Here is a 19,228-nt window from a genome sequence, read left to right as displayed (position 1 = left end):
ATTCCACCTAGCTGCCGTGTCTTCGAAGCGCTGATGACGCGGCAATGGCCGCTGCGACCGCGAAACCAGCGACAGCGGTAGCGAGCGTGAATTGCTCACCGAAGGCGCCGATGCACAAGCCGCCCAGGACCGCTCCCAAAGCGCCCATCGTCTGATTAATGGAGCGCCTCGTGGCGTTCACGCGCCCGAGCAGCCGGTCCGGTGTAAGCGTCTGCCAGTAGCCCATCTCGTTGGCATTCTCGATGCCGGCTGCGATCCCTTGGAATCCCAACGCAACGAAAATCACTGCATCGCCCAAACTGGATTCAGGGGCGCAGGCCACGAGCAGCCACGTGATCGGGTATGCGGTGCGCGCCAGAATGATCACCCGTCCCACCCCTATTCGGTCACCGGTCGACGGTGCCAACGAGGCCCCGATCAGACTCGCGACACCGAAGACCGTCAATAGCATTCCGAATGCGTAGGGGGTGAACCCCATGGAGCGCAGGGCCAGCAGGGAAAGCGCTGTCATCGCTGCCCCGTTGGCGAGGAACCATATGTGTGTCGACACTGCCAGCGGACCGAGAGTCCGGTGGCGGTAAGTCCATTTCAGGCCTTCGCCGATCTCGTGACGGAGGTGGCGCGAGCGTGGTTCTGGTTGGGGTTCGGGGGCATGGACGCTCGCAATCAGCACAGCCTCGACGAGGTAACTGATCGCGTCGACGACGATGGCCGCGGGAGCGCCCAAGAGGCCCACGAGTCCACCGCCCATCGCCGGGCCGAGGGTTTGGGCGGCAGCGTCGGCCTGATCGAGACGCGCGTTCGCCGCAACCAATTGTCCCGTCGGTACCAGTCGGGGAAGCAATGATTGCGTGGCGGCGAACCCGAATACCGAGAACGCCCCGAACGCCAGCAACGCGACGACCAGCATCCACATCTGCAGACTGCCGGCCAACCACAGAACTGGAACCAGCCCCAGGCTCAGAGCACGCCCCACGCTGGCCCACACCAGCACAGGTTTGCGGCGCCAGTGGTCGACATACACCCCGGCGACAAGTCCAAGGGCCGCGTACGGAACAAACTGTGCGGCGTTGACCACGCCAACCTCGAATGGGCTGGCACCGAGCAACTGGACGACCAAGACGGGCATCGCGACCGCAGAGATCGCCGACCCGATGGAACTGAGTGCCGCAGCCACCCAAAAACGAACAAAAGCCGAGCGAGTACCTTCACCCGCACTATCCCCCACGACACCACTGTCTCACGGCGAAGAGCAATGATCAGAACCTGTGGATGAGCCTCGGTGAGGGGGCGTGAAAGTGGGCGCACCTTCCCGAGGATGATCTGAATATCCGAAGGTCCGATCATGAGCCGGCGTTGGCGCGCTGGTTCGGGAAGGTACGCCCATGCTCACCGTAGTTCACGATGCCATCGAGGCCAACGAAAGCACTGGCGGTGCTGGTCGGTCGTTGTTGGACGAGATCGTCCGCGACGGCGCCCGTCAGATGCTGGCCGCCGCGTTGAAGGCTGAGGTCGCCGCCTACGTGGCCCAGTTCGCCGATCAGCTCGATGAGAAGGGGCATCGGCTGGTGGTCCGCAACGGCTATCACCAGGCCCGCGAGGTGCTGACGGCAGCCGGGGCAGTTGAGGTGAAAGCACCGCGAGTCAACGACAAACGCGTCGACCCCGACACCGGTGAGCGGAAACGGTTTTCCTCGGCGATCCTGCCGGCCTGGGCACGCAAGTCACCGCAGATGAGCGAAGTGCTGCCGCTGCTGTACCTGCACGGGCTGTCCACCAGCGACTTCACCCCCGCTCTGGAGCAGTTCCTGGGCTCGGGTGCCGGGCTCTCGGCCACCACGATCACCCGGCTGACCAGCCAGTGGCAGGACGAGGCCCGCGCGTTCGCCGCCCGGGACCTGTCGGGCACCGATTACGTCTACCTGTGGGTCGACGGCATCCACCTCAAGGTCCGCCTGGACCAGGAAAAGCTGTGTCTGCTGGTGATGCTCGGCGTGCGCGCGGACGGCCGCAAAGAGCTCGTGGCGATCACCGACGGCTACCGGGAATCGACCGAGTCGTGGGCTGATCTGCTGCGCGACTGTAAACGACGCGGCATGACCGCACCCGTGCTCGCCGTCGGCGATGGCGCACTCGGCTTCTGGAAAGCGGTACGCGAGGTGTTCCCGGCCACCAAAGAACAGCGGTGCTGGTTTCATAAGCAAGCCAATGTGCTTGCCGCCCTGCCGAAATCAGCGCACGCGTCGGCGTTGTCGGCGCTCAAGGAGATCTACAACGCCGAGGATATCGACAAGGCCCAGGTCGCGGTCAAGGCCTTCACGGTCGACTTCGGGGCCAAGTACCCCAAGGCGGTCGCCAAGATCACCGACGATCTGGACACCCTACTGGAGTTCTACCACTATCCCGCCGAGCACTGGATCCACCTACGCACGACAAATCCGATCGAAAGCACCTTTGCCACAGTACGTTTGAGAACCAAGGTCACCAAGGGGCCGGGATCACGTGCGGCTGGTCTGGCCATGGCCTACAAGCTCATCGACGCCGCCGCGGCCCGCTGGCGTGCCGTCAACGCACCACACCTGGTCGCCCTGGTCCGCGCCGGCGCGGTCTTCCACAAGGGCAAACTGCTCGAACGCCCCACCGAAATCACCCCACCGACACCGCCCTCAGACGGCGATCAGCAAGCCGGAACGGAGGTCGCCTGAAACACGCCGATCCACAGGTATTGACAATTCCTCCACGGCGAACAGGCAGCTCGAGACCAGTCTAAAATACCTTTCGATCGGTAGGACTCGATATCTGGTCGAGAGCCGACACTGCTAACACCTTGCCCGTTCTGTGGACAAGCCACTGGGCCCCGATCACCTCTGAAGGCAGCGGGGGGTGCGCGTGCTCGCAGTTCGTTTGGTTACCCGCGGAGTACTACTGGCGATTCGTGGTTGCTGTTTGCGATCAGGATCGTCGCTCGATCCTGAGGCTTGCATTCTCGGAAGTAGCGGCGCTGCGCTTCAACATAGCGCCGCATGGTGGGATGGTCCGGGTCTGGGTTACTTCCATCTCGCAAGGCCATCCTTCGTGCGGTTTCGATGAAGGGAACATCGAGGAACACGGATAGGTCCCAGCTAGTGGCAAGCTCGTTGCGGTGCAGGAAGATTCCGTCCACCACGAGCACTGTGCCCGGGGCGGCCAGCTGCGGCTCCGGCATGAGAATCGTGTCAGTGGTGACGTCATGGCAGGCGGTGCGGTATCGCCGAGATCCGCCGGGCCGAAACGGGACAAGGACATCGGTATAGAACTGGCGATAGTTGTAGGAGTCTGACCAGAACCCCTCAGGCGAACTACGGCCCAGCCGGTACCGAACCTCGCGGGTGTTGTGAAAGTCGTCGAGTGATACTCGGACGACTGGTCGTTGTCGGTCTCGTAGAAGTTCGGCTAGTGCGTCCGCGAAATGGGTCTTGCCGGCACCGTCGGGCCCGTCGATCGCGATCCTCGGGCAACGCTGACCGTCGAAGACAGGAATCCGCGCCGCGACGAAGTCCAACGCATCCACTCGACCGAAAGCAGCGCTCATCACCGGCGGTCCTGCGTATCACCGGCCAGAAGCGCATGCACGTGCATGTCGTGCCAGCCGTCAGCGTGCAACGCAGCACTCCGCCGGATGCCCTCCACGCGAAACCCGGCCTTCTCCGCAACCCGACAAGAGGCGAGGTTGGCGACCGAATGCTCCAACCCAATCCGCTGGAAACCGACTTCACGGAATGCCCACTGACACAAAGTAGTAAGGGCTTGAGAACAGAGTCCTCGTCCACGCCACGCTGGCGCCATCCAGTACGCCGCTTCAGCTGAACCATCGTGCAAATCCACGCATTTGAGCGAAATACGGCCGGTCAATGAATCGCTGGTGCGGTCAACCAGCGCCCAATTCAACTGAGCCTCTGCAGTCCACCCGTCACGCCACTCGCTAATCCACTGGCGCGCTTCGTCCTCAGAATCGGCGCGCCGCACATGCCAGCGTTGGATCTCGGGGTCATTGAAGGCGTCCACGACCGCGCGAGCGTCAGACAGTCGCCACGGTCGGAGCAACGCAATAGAGCCCACCGACAACGACGGATGAGGAGACAGCGGATATCGCCGGCGGGATCAAAGTCGGCACACATGGCATCATCGCGCAAAATCCGAACCTAGACCAACGAGAACGCGGCATCCACGCGTAGGCCCTTCATCGCAAATCTTTGATCATAGCGATGCCGAGGGGTCCATTGCCTTGGCCCACCACGCGAAATCCCTTGCGCTCGTACAGATGTTTGGCCGGATTGCGAACATGGACATTAGTGCACATTGCTTCTGCATGTGGCGAAAGCTCGGCGAACAGTGCATCCAGAAGCAAGCCGCCGATGCCGGCTCCCCGCGAGCCTGGTGCGACAGCGATGCAGAGTTCCGGCAATGGCGACCCGGCCGCATCAGTGCGCAATGGCGGATTGCTATGGTACGTCCACACCGCACCGATAGCGATCGCGCTGTGATCCTCGGCAAGGATCGGCACGATGCCAACAGGTGGGAGCAATTCGAGCACTTCGCCGTCACCGGGGTCAGGAAGTGGCCAGTCTTCGATAATGCAGGCATGGCGGGCCATCTCGACGACGAAAGCGTGATCGTCAGCGGTCGCCGAGCGGAGTCGCACTCTGGACTGTGCCATCGGCAGATTGTGGCAGAAGTTCCCTGCTGCACGCATATCGATTTTTGACGAGATGGGATGTACGGGCGCGGCGCGAAACAGTCGCCAGCAAACATTCCGTGGACGGTTAACCAAGAGCCCAAAGGGCTTGCCAAGTGTGAGTCCATCACAGCTGCTGCCAGCCGCCCATCCCGAAACTGCCGACCCTATCGATATCAACAATCACCGGATTACGGCTGAATCGAATACTGAGGGTTACCAGTAGTCGAGCTAGCGCGCCTAGCGCGACTAGTTGATGATGGTATACGATGCGGACATGTCCCCCCCCACCACGGTCACCAGTACCGAGGCCAAGAACCGGCTCAACGCGCTGCTCGCAGAAGTCGAACGCACCGGTGTTGCGATCACCATCACCAGCCACGGTCGGCCCGTCGCGCGACTTGAACCTGTCAAACCCGTGCGGCGAACCTTTGGTCAGCTGCCGGGGCTCACCGTGGCCGACAACTTCGATGACCCGCTCCCTGAGTCGGAACTGCAGCACTGGGAAGCAGCTGGCAGTTGAAGAAAATCCTGCTCGACACCCATACGCTCATCTGGCTTGTGACCTCACCGGACACAATCAAAAGCGCTGCTGCCGAACATCTTTCCGACCCCAGCATCGAACTGTGGGTCTCAGCTGCCTCGGCCTGGGAAATCGGCATCAAGACCCGACTTGGCCGTCTCGACGGTGACCCGCTGCTAGGTGCCTGGTCCGAAGTCCTGGCAGACATGAGTATCACCGAACTCCCCATCGACTCCGCGGACGCGATCGTTGCCGCGCGACTGCCATGGGAACACCGCGACCCCTTCGACCGGATGATTGTCGCCCAAGCGGTACGGCGATCCCTCACCATCGCCACCAGGGATCAGCACGTGCTCGCCGCGGCGCTGTCGCCCACCCTGACCGTCTAGCAATCCCGTCGGGCTGAAATGGCCGACAACTCCAAAAAGCGCCACCATCTCAATGCACCTGGCGGTTTTCGCAATACATCTGGCGGGGCACTGGATTGCTGCGGAATTCTCAACCAAGTTGGCGGTTACAGCTGGGCGCGCCTCCCAGTCGCACGCTGTATTATCGCACGGGTGTTCGAATCGTGGCCGGTCGGGATGGACCCGCCAACTCGCCAAGTGGTCGAGCCGCCCCGGGCTGTGCTGGTCGATCTTGGCGGCCTCATTGCCAACCCTGCCGACAAGTTTCGGTCAGACGAAGTGTCGATGCGAATCAAGATGGAAGGCTTGGCTTTTCGCGGCCAAGTATCTGGGTGTCTGCACGCATGGGCCCAATCAACCCGTGGCGGTTGGCTGGCGCTGGTCACCTGTACCGTGCCCACGGGCAACGGGGCCGGCAGCCTGACCATGACCCAGTGGTGCCCCGCCAACGCCATCACCCCTGATCGGGACGCCAGCCGGTAGATCCGGCCCGCCGCCGCCCCAGGGCCGGGCCACATAAGCCGGACAGGCCAGGCTTGCCGTCGCTGAGTTCGAAAAGTCACGCGTGACCGCGCGCTCGCGCCACTACCCTTCTGCCATGCCGCGAGTAACCCCGTTCGATCCTCCGCTGCGTCCGGCTCCGTTCACTGCGTGTGGCGCGGGTCTGGGTCCCAGCGCTGCGGAGCCATGCCCGTGCGGATCGCAACGCTTGTCGGCGGACTGTCACTTCGACGCGCAGACGTCCCGCTGGCAGCTACCGCCGGTCGACCCGCTGCTGTCCGGGCCGCTCACCGGCTCATCGATCCGCGGGTGTTATGCGGCCCTCACCAGTGACTGTAAGGGCAAGCTCTCCAACGAACACTGGATCAGTAAAGGAGTGCTGGTCGATGCCAGCGACGGAAAGAGGGTCCGCATCGGCGGCCTACCCTGGCAACCGGAGGGCCGTATCGACCATCTGCCACCCAGCACGCTGGGCTCAAATATTCTCTGCGAGAGGCACAACAACTCGCTATCGCCGCTTGACGCACACGCCGCGCATGCCTTCAAGGTGATGGACGACTTCTACATCGACCAGATCGGTAAGAACGATCTCGGTGGCAACCACATTGATCTCGTGCACGGCGAACACCTTGAGCGGTGGCTACTGAAGATGATCTGGGGAGCTACCGCCGCCTTCCCGACCGTGCCGCCGATTCGATCGGACATAGACCGAACAATGCTGGCCCAGTATCTTTTCCGGGACGGACGCTTGCCGACGGACTGGGGTCTCTACACGAAAGGACTCCAGCAAGGCCGGAAAAGCAACCCGGACCAGACCCTCACCGTGGGGCTTGAAAACATCGACGGCGAGCTATGGGGCGGCTCTGTCGCTGTTGGAGGGGTGGAACTCTATTTCAGCTTCGGAAAACTCACCGGTCACCGCGGCGCGACCGTCGCCCACCGACCCAGTGCGTTGTTCCTCGACCGCACCGGAACCGCCAACTGCAAGGTCGTAGCGCTGAGCTGGGATCAGGACACGACACAACTCGCTCGCGGAGTCCGCATCACCTATGACCCGGCGATAGGGACCTCACCGATCCAGTAGCCATCCACTCGCTGACTGTGAAGGCCTCTTCGGGATGCGCCCGTGAGTGGAGCTGTGTCCCTACCCGCCGCCAGGCGAAGGGCCAACTAGCGTCGTACCTGCCCTGGGAAATCTGAAAGGCGGAACGCGTTGCCGGACAAACAGGCTTGGCTCGATGAACGCGCGGCAGTCCTTGTTGCCCGCATCAGTGACCGTGGCATGGTGCTCTCCCACGAGGCGGCCCGCACGCTGCTTGCTGAACGACACACCACCGTGGCCACCCAGCTAGGCGTCAGTGAGCGGTCCGCCCAGCCCCTACTCGATGACGCCGCCCTTGATGGTCTGGCCGACGACATCGTTGCCTCGTTCACCGATGAGGAACCGGGCGAGAATCTCTTCGCGCTTGCCCGGACGGCGCACATCAGCGTGTCGGTGTTCGGCCGCTTGATCAGCGGCCTGGCCGAGACGTTGCTGTTCTACCAGAGCACGCCGGCCACCAGCGCCGCAGAACGAGCCGCGCGCCAACGCGAGACGGCACAACTGCTCTCCATCGCGGGCATGATTCAAGCCGAGCACACGCAAGGCCCCCTTGCCGCTCCCCCGGCGCTGTTCGCCCGCATAGCGCGGACCCTGACCACTGCCGCCGATCTGACCGACAACGACGCATTAACCCAAGCCCTGCGCCGCGATGCCACCCGAGCACGGACGGCGGCCACCGCAGCACCTCCCCCGCACTGAGCAGCGTAGAACTCGAAACCTCCCGCGGCGGGTCTCGGCGCGCAACCGAACCCTATGGAAGAGTCGCTGAGATGAGCCAGCCACTCGTGGGCCGCAGCGACGACCACACGCCCGTCGATCCGCCCGAGCTGGCCCGCCGCATCAACCGGCTCTTCGACGTCATGCACAAGCGAGCCGCGCCACCCATGTCGACCTCCGCGGCAGCGGAAGCCATCACCGCCCGCGGACCCGTTCACCTCAGCCCCAGCACCTTGGAACGGCTCCGCGCAGACTGTGGGGCTACCACCAGCCACGCTGAACTCACCGCGATCGCCGAATTCTTCGGTGTTTCCGCGAGCTATCTCACCGACGCCGCCGCCGGCCATTCGATCGATGCGCAGCTCGATATCCTCCGCGCCCTACGCGACACAGGCACAGGTGGCCCAATCAAGGTCGCCTACGCCTGTAGCCGGCCACCCGCGGCTCCGATCTGAGCCTCGGCGCCCCGCTTACGCCCCCACTGGCCTGAAACAGAGCCCTCGCTCCTCCACCGCCGGGACCGGCCTCAGCGGGATGGCCCCTTTGGCGCCGCGTCCCCCCGACCTCCCCCGGTATCCCGGGCGGTCGGACCGGCAGCACGCCGCCCCAACATGTCCCCCTGTTGCTCGAAGGCTGCTGACCGGGGTTTGGCACGGCGCAGTGGTCACCGTTCACTTTCGTTTCGTTTCGTTACGTTACGTCTTTTGTTTCGTCTCCTTTAGAGGCTACGAAAGTGCTATGATGGCTGGCATGACCGAAGCGAGCGACGCCGTGGCGCCGGTGCTGGACCGGTGCCACTACCCGGGCTGTTCTCGTCCCAGGCGGCCGGACCCGGCGACTGGCCGTCCTTCTCGCTACTGCGAACGGGCTGACGAGAGTGGCGGACCGGTCCACAACCGCGCGAACGCGTGGAAGGCGCGGCGCGCGGAGGCCTCCACGGGTGAGGCGCGGCCCACCGACGGTGAGCAAGTAGAGGCACCTGTCTCGATGGCGCGGGCGACCCTCGAACAGCGTCTTGATGAGCTGCCTCACCGGGTGTCTGAGTTCCGCCAGTATTTCGATGACGTTCTGGCCGGAATCCGCGCCGCCGGTGACGTCGAAGCCGCCGGCGCTGAGGTCGAGGATGCCCACCGCGACGCCCTTGCCAAAGTCACCGACGCTGAACGCCGCGCGACCACCGCGGAGCGGGCCGCACGAGCCGCTGATGATCGAGCAGCGCAGGCTCGTCAGGAACGCGAGGAAGCCGACGCGCTCGCTGAAGAAGCTCTTGCCGAGGTGGAGCGACTTCGCACCACTACCGAGGCGGACATGGCCGAACTACGCTCTCGGGCCGACGCAGCTGTTGCAGCGGCAGAAGCCAGCCTTGCCGATGCTCGCGCCCGGTTCGATGAGCAAATCGAAGAACGGGACCGCCACGTCGAGGCTGCCCGCGACGCCGTGAACGCCGCGCGCATTGAGTCCAGCGCAGCCCAAGCAGCACTGGCCGCGGCGAATGAATCGGCTGAGCGTGAACGGCTGACCGCAGCTCAGTTGCGCGATCAACTCGACCAAGCCCGAACGGATTCCGAGGAAAAGCAGGCCGCCCTGCACGGCCAGATCGACACTGCACGCGAGGAAGCCCGCGCTGCCACGGCCGAGGCCGCGGCACTACGCGTCGACCTCGCTACAGCTCACGCGCGAGTCGAGTCGATGCAACGAGCAGCCGAGACCGAGCGTGCCACCGTGTCCACCCTCACCGCCGAGCTTGATCGTGTACGCGCCGAACAACGATCAGAACGGGAACGCCTCGAAGCTACCCACGCGCAGCAGCTCGCGCTGGTGCAGCGCAACGCAGACGAACGCGTGCAAGCCCTCAACGACGCGCTCACCCACACGCGACAAACGGCTGGGACCTCCAGTAGCGATAGCCCCGCCCGCGCCGAGAAGACGACCCGGAAACGTCCTACGAGCAAGAGGGCCACCGCCCCGACGCCCCCCAGCGGGTAGCACCGCCCCTACCCGCAGGAAGCTGCATGAAGGCGGACACATGATCCCGAATCAGCTGCCCAACGTCTGGCTCGGCGAAGCCCGCGCACACCTGCATGCATCGGTGCGAGCCATGGCTCAGCCGCGGCTGAGGATCGTCCACGCCCGTAAAGCCTGGACTTTCGCCATGTACGTCCTGATCAACGAAGCCGACGACGCCCAACCCTCTGAACTCGACGCAGCCGCCGTCTTTACTGACGAAGCGGTCGGCCACATCACCGCGGCACGTACAGAACTCGACGGTCCGCAGCCCTCGTTCCCGCAGTGACGGCCCCCTCGGTCAGACAGGAAGCCAACGGCTGCGAGGTGGTTGATAGGTGCAGCTAATCGGCTTCTGGTCGGCCCCGAGACCGCCTGCGGGCCGCGGCAACTGCGCGATCACGAACCCACGCCGACACGGCCTGTCCATCCGCCTCGGCAGCGGCCTCAATGATGTCGCGCTCATCCTCGGTGAACCGCACCGGCACCACGGCGTTGCGGCGCTGCCCCGCCTCCAAAGGCGGTCTTCCAGGAGACGGCATACGACGATGATAATCGACTACGCAATTCTCATGCACTTACTTGATTAATCGACTACACTAAAGGGTATGAACGCAGCCGACCAAGACGACCGCGCCGTGGGTCGACTTACCGTGACTGACCTTGCTGGCGTGGTCTATTCGTCGGGCAGGGTGTTTGACGGCCTGTCCACTGGCCGTCTGGACACCGAGAACTTCCTGCGGACCGGCAGCCTTGACGGCGTTGCCTCACGCGCGGACCTAGCGCTGCTGGAAGATCTGCGCGACGCGGCCCAATTCGTGATCGACCACGCCTCCCATCGAATCGACGCCGGATTCGTGCGGGCCATCAACGCCACCATCACCCGCAGCGGAGCCCTGCATCCCGGGCAGCTGCGCACTCAGGACCAGGCCATCGGCGTCACGACACCGTACGGTCGGCACTCCCCCGAAGCCGTCACCGACGACCAGCTCCAAATCCTGCTCGACAACGCGACCCGCAGCCCTGAGGCCGAGGAAAACGCACTCGACCTGTTCATCAACCTCGCCAAAGCACAACCGTTTGAGGACGGCAACAAGCGCACCGCCGTCTTCGTCGCCAACAGCCTGCTCATCGGCGCCGATGCCGGTGTCTTGCTCACCATCCCGGTCGATGACAACGACCCCGGTGTTGCGAGAACGTTCAACGACCTGCTGGCCAAGGCCTACCTCTATGACGAACACGAGGCAGTGAAAACACTGCTACGGCGTGCCGGGCTCACCCGGATCAGTCGATAACCCCAGCGCGCCCGTTCCTTCGCCATGCCGAAGGCCGACGCAGCGACTCACACCAACGGAGACAAGGACACTCACGACAATGCGCACCGACGAAGCCACATCACTACTGACCTTTGAAATCGAGGGGCCGGGATATCCCGGCGGCTACTACACCCCGGCCGAGGAATGGGTGCGAGCAGAGCACGCCGCACGGTGGCTCGCGCTGGCGCTTTATGACTTCGGCGCCATTAGAGGTGACCGTGAGGCTGAAACGAAGCGAAAGGCGCAGGAGTTTGCGCCGCTGATCGAGCAGGTGAGCACGACCCATTCCTGGGTTGAGGGTGGCCACACGGTCACCGTGATCCGCATGGATGCCGCAGCGAGCGACCCCACCAATATGGGGACCATGGACGTTCGCCGGCGGATTCGTCAGCGACAACGAGATCTGAGCAGCGCAACCGCCACAGGAAAGGGTGCCGGCAATGGCTAGTAATGCGATCACGCGCGGGTTGGACCAAGCGGAACGATGGACCCAGCGCTGGCTCCACACCCGCATCGGAATGCTCGTTTTCCTCGCGATCGTTACGGCATGGGCGATAGCGTATGCAGGCACGCTCAAAGGCAACTGGAGTCCAGCGGTCATGATCGCCGCGACGCTAATCCTGATCGGGTTTCTGTGGATAGCCGCCTTGCGGCGTATCTGGCGCTCCACGCGGTGGACGCCTGAACCGCACGAACGTCGATCGTAGGTCTGCACCTCCAGGCTCCCGCATGATCGAACCCATAGTCGAAGACTCGTCGCGCCCGGTGGGCGAGCTGATTGAGGACTTCGACGTGATTGCTGATCAACTGATCCCGTACAGCCAGCTCCCACCACGCCTGGCCGCCTACAGCGAGGTATATCGCTACTGGCGAGATATCGGTGCGCACTCTTCGAAAAGCCTTACCGCACAACCAGGCATCGGCCTCAGCGCCCTGGCCGCGATCACCGATACCGCCCGCCGCGCCATTCGTAGCACAACAGCAAGCCACCCAGACACCGCCGTCGGGGCTGCCGCCAAGCTACTCGACCAGCTCGACACCGAGACCCGCATCATCCTCACTACCCGAGTGTTTCCACTGGACCCCACGCCCACCGCCCAGGTGGCAGCGATCCTCGGCTGCGCCAAAGCCAGCGTGTCGCGCGGGACCCGCCGCGCCGAACGCAAACTCGCCGGCCTGCTTACCCACCCCGAACACGAGGCCCTGCACCGTCACGCCGAGCGGATCGCCCAGCGACTCGGCCCCTACCTACCGGCCCAGGTGGCCGCCGCTGAACTCGCCCAGACCGGTCAGACACTGACCTGCGACACCGCAGCGTTACTGTTGCATACCGCCGGTCCCTACCGTCGCCACCTGCACTGGCTCGAAAACACCGGAACACGCGGCCGCGAACACATCGACACTACCGCCGGACACGCCTTGACCGCGGGTGCGGGAGCGCTGCGGACTACCGAACTGACTGCCCTCTTGGCGGCCGCGGGGATGCACCCTGACGCGATCGACACCTACCTCACCCAGACCTACCGCCACAGCACGATCGCGGGCCACCGCATCACCCACACCGCCGCAACCACAGCCAAGATGGCGGCCGCGGTCCTGCACGCCCACCAACGGCCACTGACCATCGAAGAGGTGCGTGCCGATATCGGCCTTGCTGTCTCACCCGGCTCGGTGGCCACCGTGCTCTCAGACCACAAGGAGTTCGCACGGGCCAGCCGCACCACCTGGGCGCTGCGCGTATGGGAGCTACCCGAGTACACCAGCATCAACGAGGCCATCGCCCGCTACATCGATGCCCATGGCGGTCGTGTCCGTACCACTGAGCTGCTCAACGACCTCCAGGCCACATACCCCGACATCAGCGCACGATCGCTGCGCACCTACCTCGCCACACCCCGATACATCACCCGAGATGGCCACAGCCGCCGGCGCACCGCCGCCGACCCCGCCCCGGCAAGCAGACCCCTCAACCAGGCCCGGGGTGTGTATCGCACCAACACCCAAGTCATCCGGCTTGCCCTCCCCGTCACCCCGGAACTGCAGCGCGGATCCGGACGCAGCATTGCCGTGTCCGTCGCGCGGGCCGCGCACATCGCCCTCGGCGGCCAGCAGAGCTTCACCAATCCCGACCACAGACCCATCACCGTCACCTGGGTGACCAACGCGAGCAACAACGCACGCATCGGCTCGCTGCGCACCCACGCCCAACAGCTCAACGCCGCTGTCGGGGACACGCTGATCCTCACCTTCAACACCCACCGCCGCACGTACACGATCGCCACACTCGACACGAGAGCACCGGCCACCGAACAACTCGCCCAACTCACCGGCCGCGATACACGAGACCCGTACGCTGCCATGACCGCCGCACTGGACAACCCGCAGTCAAGCCCCGAGGACATCCTTCGTCGGCGCGGCGACACGGACGTGGCCGACCTCCTCAAGCGAGCATGCGTGGAAGCTGGCACTCACGCCCACCGAATCGAGCCCTCATGAGACCCACCTCCGACGACGCACCCACAGCACCACTTCCCGACCTCACCGAGTTCTTCACCTGGTCTGCCGCCGATGACCCACACCCGTATGCGCCGCCGGCCACCGACCTCGCTGCCAGCGGTACCGCCCGCAGCGAATCCGTCAGCTCCCAGACATCAGACCGGGGCGCGAGCTTCGACCCAACAACCGCGATCACACCGATCCGACGCCCACCGCGAATGCAGCGCCCCCTGGTGATCCTGTGGTCGATCTTCGCCGTCGTTGCCACCATCGCGGTCGTGCTGTGGGTGATCCTGCTGTGGCCCTCACCCGAGCCGCCGGAGGCCACGAACGCCCCGACCGCCTCCGATGACACCACGACAGCCGCAGCGGAACTGCTGCGCCGCAACCTGCCACCTGGATATCGACCATCGGACTGCACGGCGACCACTGAGCCGCCACCGGCCATCGCTGGCGTGCGCTGCGGGCCACACCCCGCCATCGCCGAGGCAACGACCGCGCACTACACGCTCTATGACGCCACCGCAGACCTCAATGCCGCATTTACCGACGTCACCACCTCCACCACCGCGCAGGTGTGCCCAGGGGCCGACGGCGGCTACCAGTCCCCGGGCGCGTGGCGCCGCAACGCCAACCCCGAAATCATCGCCGGAACCCTACTGTGCGGCACCAACCAGGCCAGCCAACCGATGGTCGCCTGGACCACCACATCGACGCTCGTCCTGGCAACAATCCGCGCCGACACACCCCAGACGCCAACCCTGCAACAGCTCTACACCTGGTGGTCCAGCCACTCCTGACCAGCGGCAGCGCTGCCTCAGACCCGAGCTGCCACTCGTGCCGCGTCGTCCAACAGCCCGCACCCGAGGTAACCGACCTGCGCGGCGTTGAACACCCCTGACTCGCCCACTGCCGGGTCGAGGACCACCGCAGCGTGCACGCCAAGGTTCTCAATCCCGGACTGTAGAACCTGATTGCTGGCCGCTGGGGTCACCACCAGTGCGCTCACGCACAACGAACTCCCATCCTCGGACAAGAGGGCTTCACTAATATGGCCCCGCTCCGTGGATTCGTCCAGCCTGCACCACATCTCGGCCGCTACTCGACACAACCAGAACCGACCCGGCAGATTCGAGCGCAACCGTCCGGCAACCGACAGCTCCAGCGGTAGCCGCGCGGCAATATCAGTATGGGGAAACCCCCGCAAACTATGAAGCACCACGGCCACGCTTCCGAGCATACCTCCTGCAGCAGTCAGCAGAAGTGGCGTCGGCGCAAACGGATCGGGCCGCGCCGAGTTTCCTACTCTGCCCTTGGAGATGGTGTCGAAAACGTGTTCCCACGCCACTATTAATCGACTACACTAATTCTTATGAGTACACCGGATATAGCGGTCCTGCAATTGATTACACTTGAACAAGCCGACGACTGGGCAGGTTTCCGGCTCACGTCAGGGCAGCTCGAACGCCTTTCCGTGGCGATCCCCCAGTCATCGATCCCTGATGCCATAGCAACGATCATCGACGGATTCGACATCAGTGACGACGATGCTGCGTGCCGCGACCCGTTCGATGAAGGGTGTCGCGAATCCCTTGATGACGGGCAGGGCTGGGCCGGGTGCTGTGGGGGATGCGCAGACCGCATGGAGGGGTTGCACAGCGAGGACGAGTGGGGCGATGACTGCCAGCCATCCGAGGACCGCAGCCGGTGTATTACGTGTCGCTGAAAGTCTCCAGTCTCAACAAGACCACCGCCCGATAGACGTACTAGGAGAGAACATGATTGACCGCCTGGCCTATCCGCTGGATTCCGTCGTAAGGAACGGCCACCATGCCCTCATGACCGCCCTATCTGCCTCCGGCCGCGTACTCGCTGCACTCCTGGGCGCGGCCGCGATAACCCTCGCCGGATGTCACAGCCCTTCATCGTGGACGGCGAACACTGCCACTTCCGCCACCTATCCGCCGATGCCGGCCACCGATGTGATCGACGGTCCCTTTCCTGTAGTACGTGTCATCGACGGTGATACCATCGTGGTCGAAATCGACGGTACGCCAACGACTATCCGCCTGATTGGCGTCGACACACCTGAACTCGTTGATCCGCGCAAGCCGGTTCAATGCTTCTCGCGTGAGGCCTCCGAGTACACCAAGGCGATGCTCACCGGCCAGTCGGTTTACCTCGAATACGATCCCAGCCAAGACCGCATCGACCGCTACGGCCGCGGCCTGGCGTATGTCTGGACGACCGCCGGGCAACTGGTCAACCTAGACCTCATTGCCGGCGGCTACGCCAACGAGTACACCTTCAACACACCGCACCGCTACCAGGCGGAATTCCAGGCCGCCGAGTTCGCCGCCGCCGACGAGGCCCGCGGCTTGTGGTCACCTGAGACCTGCCCCGCCTAACCCTCACGGACACGGTATCGGGCGGCTACAACCATCCGAAAGGTGGTAGTCTATACCCATCCACTTAGCGAAAGCTGTTGATCCCCACAGCATCCGAGGAAAGGACTGCACTCCATGGACACTCAGCCTGCCCCGGCCGAACACACGGATGCCCTCCATGCACGCATCCGCACCAGCCAGCTCAACGCGTTCGAAAAGTCGCTACGCGACCACCTGGAAAACCCGCCCACGACGTGGACCGTAGCCAAGAAGTCCGACCGCTGCTGGGCCATAGTCGACGTGCACGGGACGCCACGAACCGCCACCCGCTACACCACGAAACGTGCAGCCATCGAGGCCCACGGCGACCGCCAGCACGACCGGCAATGGCAGGACCGCACCCACTGGTATCTCGGAGAGGTCGACGCCCGGTCCAGACCGCTGGAGCCCGACGAGACAGCCATCGTTGACCGGGTGATCTCCGAGACCAGCCCCGACCTCGAATGGGTCGATCGCAACGGCCTGGCCTGCCGCGCCGAAATGACGTGCGCTGGTGCGGCGGCAATCCACCAATTTGACGGGCGCGGATTCGACGTCTGGGGCTACGACCGTGACGGTCGATACGCACCAGCGTATGACCGAGCGCCGTTGCAAGCCAGCCCATTTCCGGTCCGTGACGACACGGTACCCGCGGTACAACCCGCCAGCCACAGGTGGTGAGCACTGTGACTCACCCACGCCCGCTGGTAGCCTTTCACCCACCACCGCGAGTACGCTATCGGCAAGAAGTCGCGGTGGTGAAACCGCACGTGAAAGGACCGCCGTCCATGTCTGCAACCAAGGCCGTTGCCACCACCGCTGAGGAACGCAAGCGCGCCGGCCTGGCCGCTCGCGAGTTGCAAGCGCAGGCCGACCGTGCGCTGCTGGCACGGATCATGCCAGTCGTCGGCCGCAACATCGCGCAGCGACGCGAGACCCTTGGCTTGTCTCAACGCGCACTCAGTGACCAGGCCAGTGTCGACCGTATCTTCCTGCGCGGCGTGGAAGCCGGCGAACGCACACCCACCGTGGTCTTTCTGGCCAAGATCGCGCCCCCGTTGCAGACCACCGTCGCTGCGCTCACCAGAGGCATCGAGCAGGCCATGGGCATGCCGGCGCACGACTCCTAACCACCGGCGACTCCAGGGAGGGCATCACCGCATGGAACCGTTCGACTCTTCCCCACCAGGCCGAAGCGCCCAGTCACCTCCCGCCGCGGCTCCCTACGTAGCGGCCGTCCGACCGTTCCACGCCATCAGCGCCGACGATCAACAGCCCGTCGCACGCGTACGACTGACCAACGGCCTGACCTACCTGAGCTGGCACCACGTGCGACACGACGACCTGGCGGCGGTCACCCACCGACCGGCAACCTACTGGCTTCACATCGACCGCCACGCCCACGACGTTGTTGCCCGCATCCGCACACTGAGCGCTACTGGTGCGCTGCCGCCGATCGCCTGCTTCACCGAGCTGCGCCATCACATCGACCCCCAGGCCGGGTGGACCCCGGAGATCGCCGCGCTCTCACCCGAGGAGTGGACGGCTGTGCAACACCGCGTCACCGACATTCTGCGCAGCAACTAACCACCACCAAGAATTCGTAGGATCTGAATCCCCCACTCGCCGCCACGAAGCCGCTGAGCCCATCATCTCGGGTCAGTTCGACAGCGGGATAGCAGTGCGCCCGCGTCTCTGGCCGACGGGGGACTCGACCGCGCAGGCACACTGCTATCTGCTCAGAATAGCGAGTCGCTATTGACGTTCGCCCACATACGGTCAAATCCTTTGCGCTGCTTGTCCTCTACCACGGCGGGCGCGACCACCCGGAAGTGCTCACAACCCGGCCCGGCGGGCAGGTGATGACGCACGATACCGCCAGATCCCACGATCCGCTGCCCTGGGCTGTTCGCAAGGTATGCATCCATGGCATCCTCAGGCCCCATAGCGAGCACCGCTTATCTGGGGATAATTCAAATATGTTGATCGAAAATACGTGTCTAGCTGCGTATATTTCTACAGAGACATGTATCCTATTAGGTGTGGACGGCCAGAAAAATACGGAGTTTGGACGGCGTGGCGCAACGATCGATGTGGGATACCGGGGTAAAAATTCACCCCATGGAACTACACGACAATCCCCAGCTTTTGGTGGAGACGTTCGTCGAACAGCATGGCCTCGTCTTAGGGGAAACGCATGGCGATCTGTGTGCGCGGTTAGCAGAGGTTCCCGACCGGTTCGTGGATCAGGGCGAGGACCCTCGGGGTATCACGGTGTCGTGCACGTTACTGGAGACGTTGCTGTTCTCCAGGTGGCGGCGGCAGACCGAGGATTCGACGTTAAAAGCCATCAAGGGCAACGGGTTCGGAATCGTTTTGGTCGACGGAAAGGGAACCCGGATTGGGGTGCGCAAGCATCCCCGCAATTGGGACGGCAGTCTGCTCGAACCGGTGCCGTATGTGCCGGGCGGGGATCAGCTGAGCCTCGAGGAGGAGTTGGGTCATCCTATCGGCGGCGAGGATGGCATTCCGGAGCCGCCGGGTTATCGGCAGTACGTGTTGTGGTGGCCGGGCAGTCTGGGCCTGGGGGGTGCGGTGCTGGCTGCGGGTGTGCTCACCGACAAGGTTCAGGTTCTTTACGCCAGTACGCCGCTGCCGGCGCCGATCATGGAGCAGCGCTCCAAGACGGTCTCCATGAGGGATGTACTCGCCATGGCCGCAGGGCAGGGAACGTCTGGAAGGCGTCGCCGCGACGAGGATTTCGCCGGTATCGACGGAGTCACCGAGGACACGCAGGAGGAAGCACCACCGGAATCGTCGTAGCCCTCATGCACAGTGTTGGGTGCATGAGGGGTCCTCAACCGGGTGATGTTGAATCGAGCGCACGATGATTGAGGTTTTTGGTGCACGGGTCCGGCAGGCCCGTCTTTTGCGACGGATGACGGCAACGTCTGTGGTGGGCCTTGCGGGTTGGAGCAACGCCCGGCAGACGAAGATAGAGAAGTCACCGACCATCGTGTTG

The 19,228-nt window shown here is 64.0% G+C and carries 25 protein-coding genes; 19 read left to right on the top strand and 6 right to left on the bottom strand.

What is annotated here, in order from left to right; translation table 11 throughout:
* Positions 1 to 7: 7 nt before the first annotated feature.
* On the bottom strand, positions 8 to 1,177 hold the full coding sequence (locus KXD98_RS27280) for an MFS transporter (protein ID WP_232004316.1): 1,170 nt from the start codon (positions 1,175 to 1,177) through the stop codon (positions 8 to 10).
* 208 nt (positions 1,178 to 1,385) lie between these two features.
* On the opposite strand from KXD98_RS27280, the gene KXD98_RS27275 reads away from it, so the two are divergent.
* A complete protein-coding gene (locus KXD98_RS27275; protein ID WP_064961518.1) occupies positions 1,386 to 2,705 on the top strand; it encodes an IS256 family transposase in 1,320 nt (439 codons plus the stop codon).
* 203 nt (positions 2,706 to 2,908) lie between these two features.
* Here KXD98_RS27275 and KXD98_RS27270 read toward each other — a convergent pair whose 3' ends face one another.
* The 3 genes from KXD98_RS27270 to KXD98_RS27260 all read right to left on the bottom strand — a co-directional run bounded on the left by KXD98_RS27270 (position 2,909) and on the right by KXD98_RS27260 (position 4,696).
* Positions 2,909 to 3,571 carry a uridine kinase gene (locus tag KXD98_RS27270; protein WP_043988409.1) on the bottom strand — a complete coding sequence of 221 codons (663 nt, stop codon included), beginning with the start codon at positions 3,569 to 3,571 and terminating at the stop codon, positions 2,909 to 2,911.
* Positions 3,571 to 4,044, bottom strand: a complete 474-nt coding sequence (locus KXD98_RS27265; protein ID WP_016895292.1) for a GNAT family N-acetyltransferase — start codon at positions 4,042 to 4,044, stop codon at positions 3,571 to 3,573. Before KXD98_RS27265 ends, KXD98_RS27270 begins: the two co-directional genes overlap by 1 nt.
* 175 nt (positions 4,045 to 4,219) lie before the next feature.
* On the bottom strand, positions 4,220 to 4,696 hold the full coding sequence (locus KXD98_RS27260; RefSeq protein WP_157835606.1) for a GNAT family N-acetyltransferase: 477 nt from the start codon (positions 4,694 to 4,696) through the stop codon (positions 4,220 to 4,222).
* 295 nt (positions 4,697 to 4,991) lie between these two features.
* Here KXD98_RS27260 and KXD98_RS27255 point away from each other — a divergent pair, with 295 nt between their 5' ends.
* The 8 genes from KXD98_RS27255 to KXD98_RS27220 all read left to right on the top strand — a co-directional run bounded on the left by KXD98_RS27255 (position 4,992) and on the right by KXD98_RS27220 (position 10,257).
* On the top strand, positions 4,992 to 5,237 hold the full coding sequence (locus KXD98_RS27255) for a type II toxin-antitoxin system Phd/YefM family antitoxin (protein ID WP_260758361.1): 246 nt from the start codon (positions 4,992 to 4,994) through the stop codon (positions 5,235 to 5,237).
* Positions 5,234 to 5,626 (top strand): type II toxin-antitoxin system VapC family toxin, encoded by a 393-nt coding sequence (locus KXD98_RS27250; protein ID WP_260765536.1) that lies wholly within the window; start codon positions 5,234 to 5,236, stop codon positions 5,624 to 5,626. Before KXD98_RS27255 ends, KXD98_RS27250 begins: the two co-directional genes overlap by 4 nt.
* Before the next feature lie 171 nt (positions 5,627 to 5,797).
* Positions 5,798 to 6,127: a hypothetical protein gene (locus tag KXD98_RS27245; RefSeq protein ID WP_260758505.1), complete on the top strand. Its 330-nt coding sequence runs from the start codon at positions 5,798 to 5,800 to the stop codon at positions 6,125 to 6,127.
* A 226-nt stretch (positions 6,128 to 6,353) separates the two neighbouring features.
* Positions 6,354 to 7,229 carry a hypothetical protein gene (locus KXD98_RS27240; protein WP_260758503.1) on the top strand — a complete coding sequence of 292 codons (876 nt, stop codon included), beginning with the start codon at positions 6,354 to 6,356 and terminating at the stop codon, positions 7,227 to 7,229.
* A 129-nt stretch (positions 7,230 to 7,358) separates the two neighbouring features.
* Positions 7,359 to 7,946 (top strand): hypothetical protein, encoded by a 588-nt coding sequence (locus KXD98_RS27235; protein ID WP_260765535.1) that lies wholly within the window; start codon positions 7,359 to 7,361, stop codon positions 7,944 to 7,946.
* A 71-nt stretch (positions 7,947 to 8,017) separates the two neighbouring features.
* Positions 8,018 to 8,419, top strand: a complete 402-nt coding sequence (locus KXD98_RS27230; RefSeq protein ID WP_260758500.1) for a hypothetical protein — start codon at positions 8,018 to 8,020, stop codon at positions 8,417 to 8,419.
* A gap of 295 nt (positions 8,420 to 8,714) precedes the next feature.
* A complete protein-coding gene (locus tag KXD98_RS27225) occupies positions 8,715 to 9,950 on the top strand; it encodes a hypothetical protein (protein WP_260765534.1) in 1,236 nt (411 codons plus the stop codon).
* Between the two features lie 40 nt (positions 9,951 to 9,990).
* Positions 9,991 to 10,257: a hypothetical protein gene (locus KXD98_RS27220; RefSeq protein WP_260758497.1), complete on the top strand. Its 267-nt coding sequence runs from the start codon at positions 9,991 to 9,993 to the stop codon at positions 10,255 to 10,257.
* Positions 10,258 to 10,312: 55 nt separating this feature from the next.
* On the opposite strand, the gene KXD98_RS27215 is transcribed toward KXD98_RS27220, so the two are convergent.
* Entirely contained in the window at positions 10,313 to 10,510 is a 198-nt protein-coding gene (locus tag KXD98_RS27215; protein ID WP_260758495.1) for a plasmid mobilization protein, read from the bottom strand.
* Positions 10,511 to 10,576: 66 nt separating this feature from the next.
* Between KXD98_RS27215 and KXD98_RS27210 the strand changes: the two genes are divergently transcribed.
* From KXD98_RS27210 to KXD98_RS27195, 4 genes are all read left to right on the top strand, one after another.
* Positions 10,577 to 11,263: a Fic family protein gene (locus KXD98_RS27210; protein WP_260765533.1), complete on the top strand. Its 687-nt coding sequence runs from the start codon at positions 10,577 to 10,579 to the stop codon at positions 11,261 to 11,263.
* Between the two features lie 79 nt (positions 11,264 to 11,342).
* Positions 11,343 to 11,732, top strand: a complete 390-nt coding sequence (locus tag KXD98_RS27205; protein WP_260758491.1) for a hypothetical protein — start codon at positions 11,343 to 11,345, stop codon at positions 11,730 to 11,732.
* A 281-nt stretch (positions 11,733 to 12,013) separates the two neighbouring features.
* Complete coding sequence (locus tag KXD98_RS27200; RefSeq protein ID WP_260758490.1) at positions 12,014 to 13,780, top strand: hypothetical protein; 1,767 nt, start codon at positions 12,014 to 12,016, stop codon at positions 13,778 to 13,780.
* A complete protein-coding gene (locus KXD98_RS27195; protein WP_260758488.1) occupies positions 13,777 to 14,580 on the top strand; it encodes a hypothetical protein in 804 nt (267 codons plus the stop codon). The genes KXD98_RS27200 and KXD98_RS27195 overlap by 4 nt, the downstream gene beginning before the upstream one ends.
* Before the next feature lie 17 nt (positions 14,581 to 14,597).
* On the opposite strand, the gene KXD98_RS27190 is transcribed toward KXD98_RS27195, so the two are convergent.
* The gene (locus KXD98_RS27190) at positions 14,598 to 14,789 is read right to left on the bottom strand and encodes a hypothetical protein (protein ID WP_260765532.1); all 192 of its coding nucleotides are present in this window, start codon (positions 14,787 to 14,789) and stop codon (positions 14,598 to 14,600) included.
* 363 nt (positions 14,790 to 15,152) lie between these two features.
* Between KXD98_RS27190 and KXD98_RS27185 the strand changes: the two genes are divergently transcribed.
* From KXD98_RS27185 to KXD98_RS27160, 6 genes are all read left to right on the top strand, one after another.
* Positions 15,153 to 15,506, top strand: a complete 354-nt coding sequence (locus tag KXD98_RS27185; RefSeq protein WP_260758486.1) for a hypothetical protein — start codon at positions 15,153 to 15,155, stop codon at positions 15,504 to 15,506.
* A 52-nt stretch (positions 15,507 to 15,558) separates the two neighbouring features.
* Complete coding sequence (locus KXD98_RS27180) at positions 15,559 to 16,188, top strand: thermonuclease family protein (protein ID WP_260765531.1); 630 nt, start codon at positions 15,559 to 15,561, stop codon at positions 16,186 to 16,188.
* A gap of 114 nt (positions 16,189 to 16,302) precedes the next feature.
* Positions 16,303 to 16,887: a hypothetical protein gene (locus tag KXD98_RS27175; RefSeq protein ID WP_260758483.1), complete on the top strand. Its 585-nt coding sequence runs from the start codon at positions 16,303 to 16,305 to the stop codon at positions 16,885 to 16,887.
* A 107-nt stretch (positions 16,888 to 16,994) separates the two neighbouring features.
* Positions 16,995 to 17,336 carry a helix-turn-helix domain-containing protein gene (locus KXD98_RS27170; RefSeq protein ID WP_260758481.1) on the top strand — a complete coding sequence of 114 codons (342 nt, stop codon included), beginning with the start codon at positions 16,995 to 16,997 and terminating at the stop codon, positions 17,334 to 17,336.
* A 31-nt stretch (positions 17,337 to 17,367) separates the two neighbouring features.
* A complete protein-coding gene (locus tag KXD98_RS27165) occupies positions 17,368 to 17,793 on the top strand; it encodes a hypothetical protein (RefSeq protein WP_260758480.1) in 426 nt (141 codons plus the stop codon).
* A 480-nt stretch (positions 17,794 to 18,273) separates the two neighbouring features.
* Positions 18,274 to 19,029: a hypothetical protein gene (locus KXD98_RS27160; protein WP_260765530.1), complete on the top strand. Its 756-nt coding sequence runs from the start codon at positions 18,274 to 18,276 to the stop codon at positions 19,027 to 19,029.
* Positions 19,030 to 19,228 lie beyond the last annotated feature (199 nt).

It is taken from the genome of Mycobacterium sp. SMC-4, from assembly GCF_025263265.1.
In the GTDB taxonomy this organism is placed as follows: domain Bacteria; phylum Actinomycetota; class Actinomycetes; order Mycobacteriales; family Mycobacteriaceae; genus Mycobacterium.
Note: the sequence above shows the minus strand (reverse complement) of the source record. Positions and strands in the feature narration are given on the sequence as shown.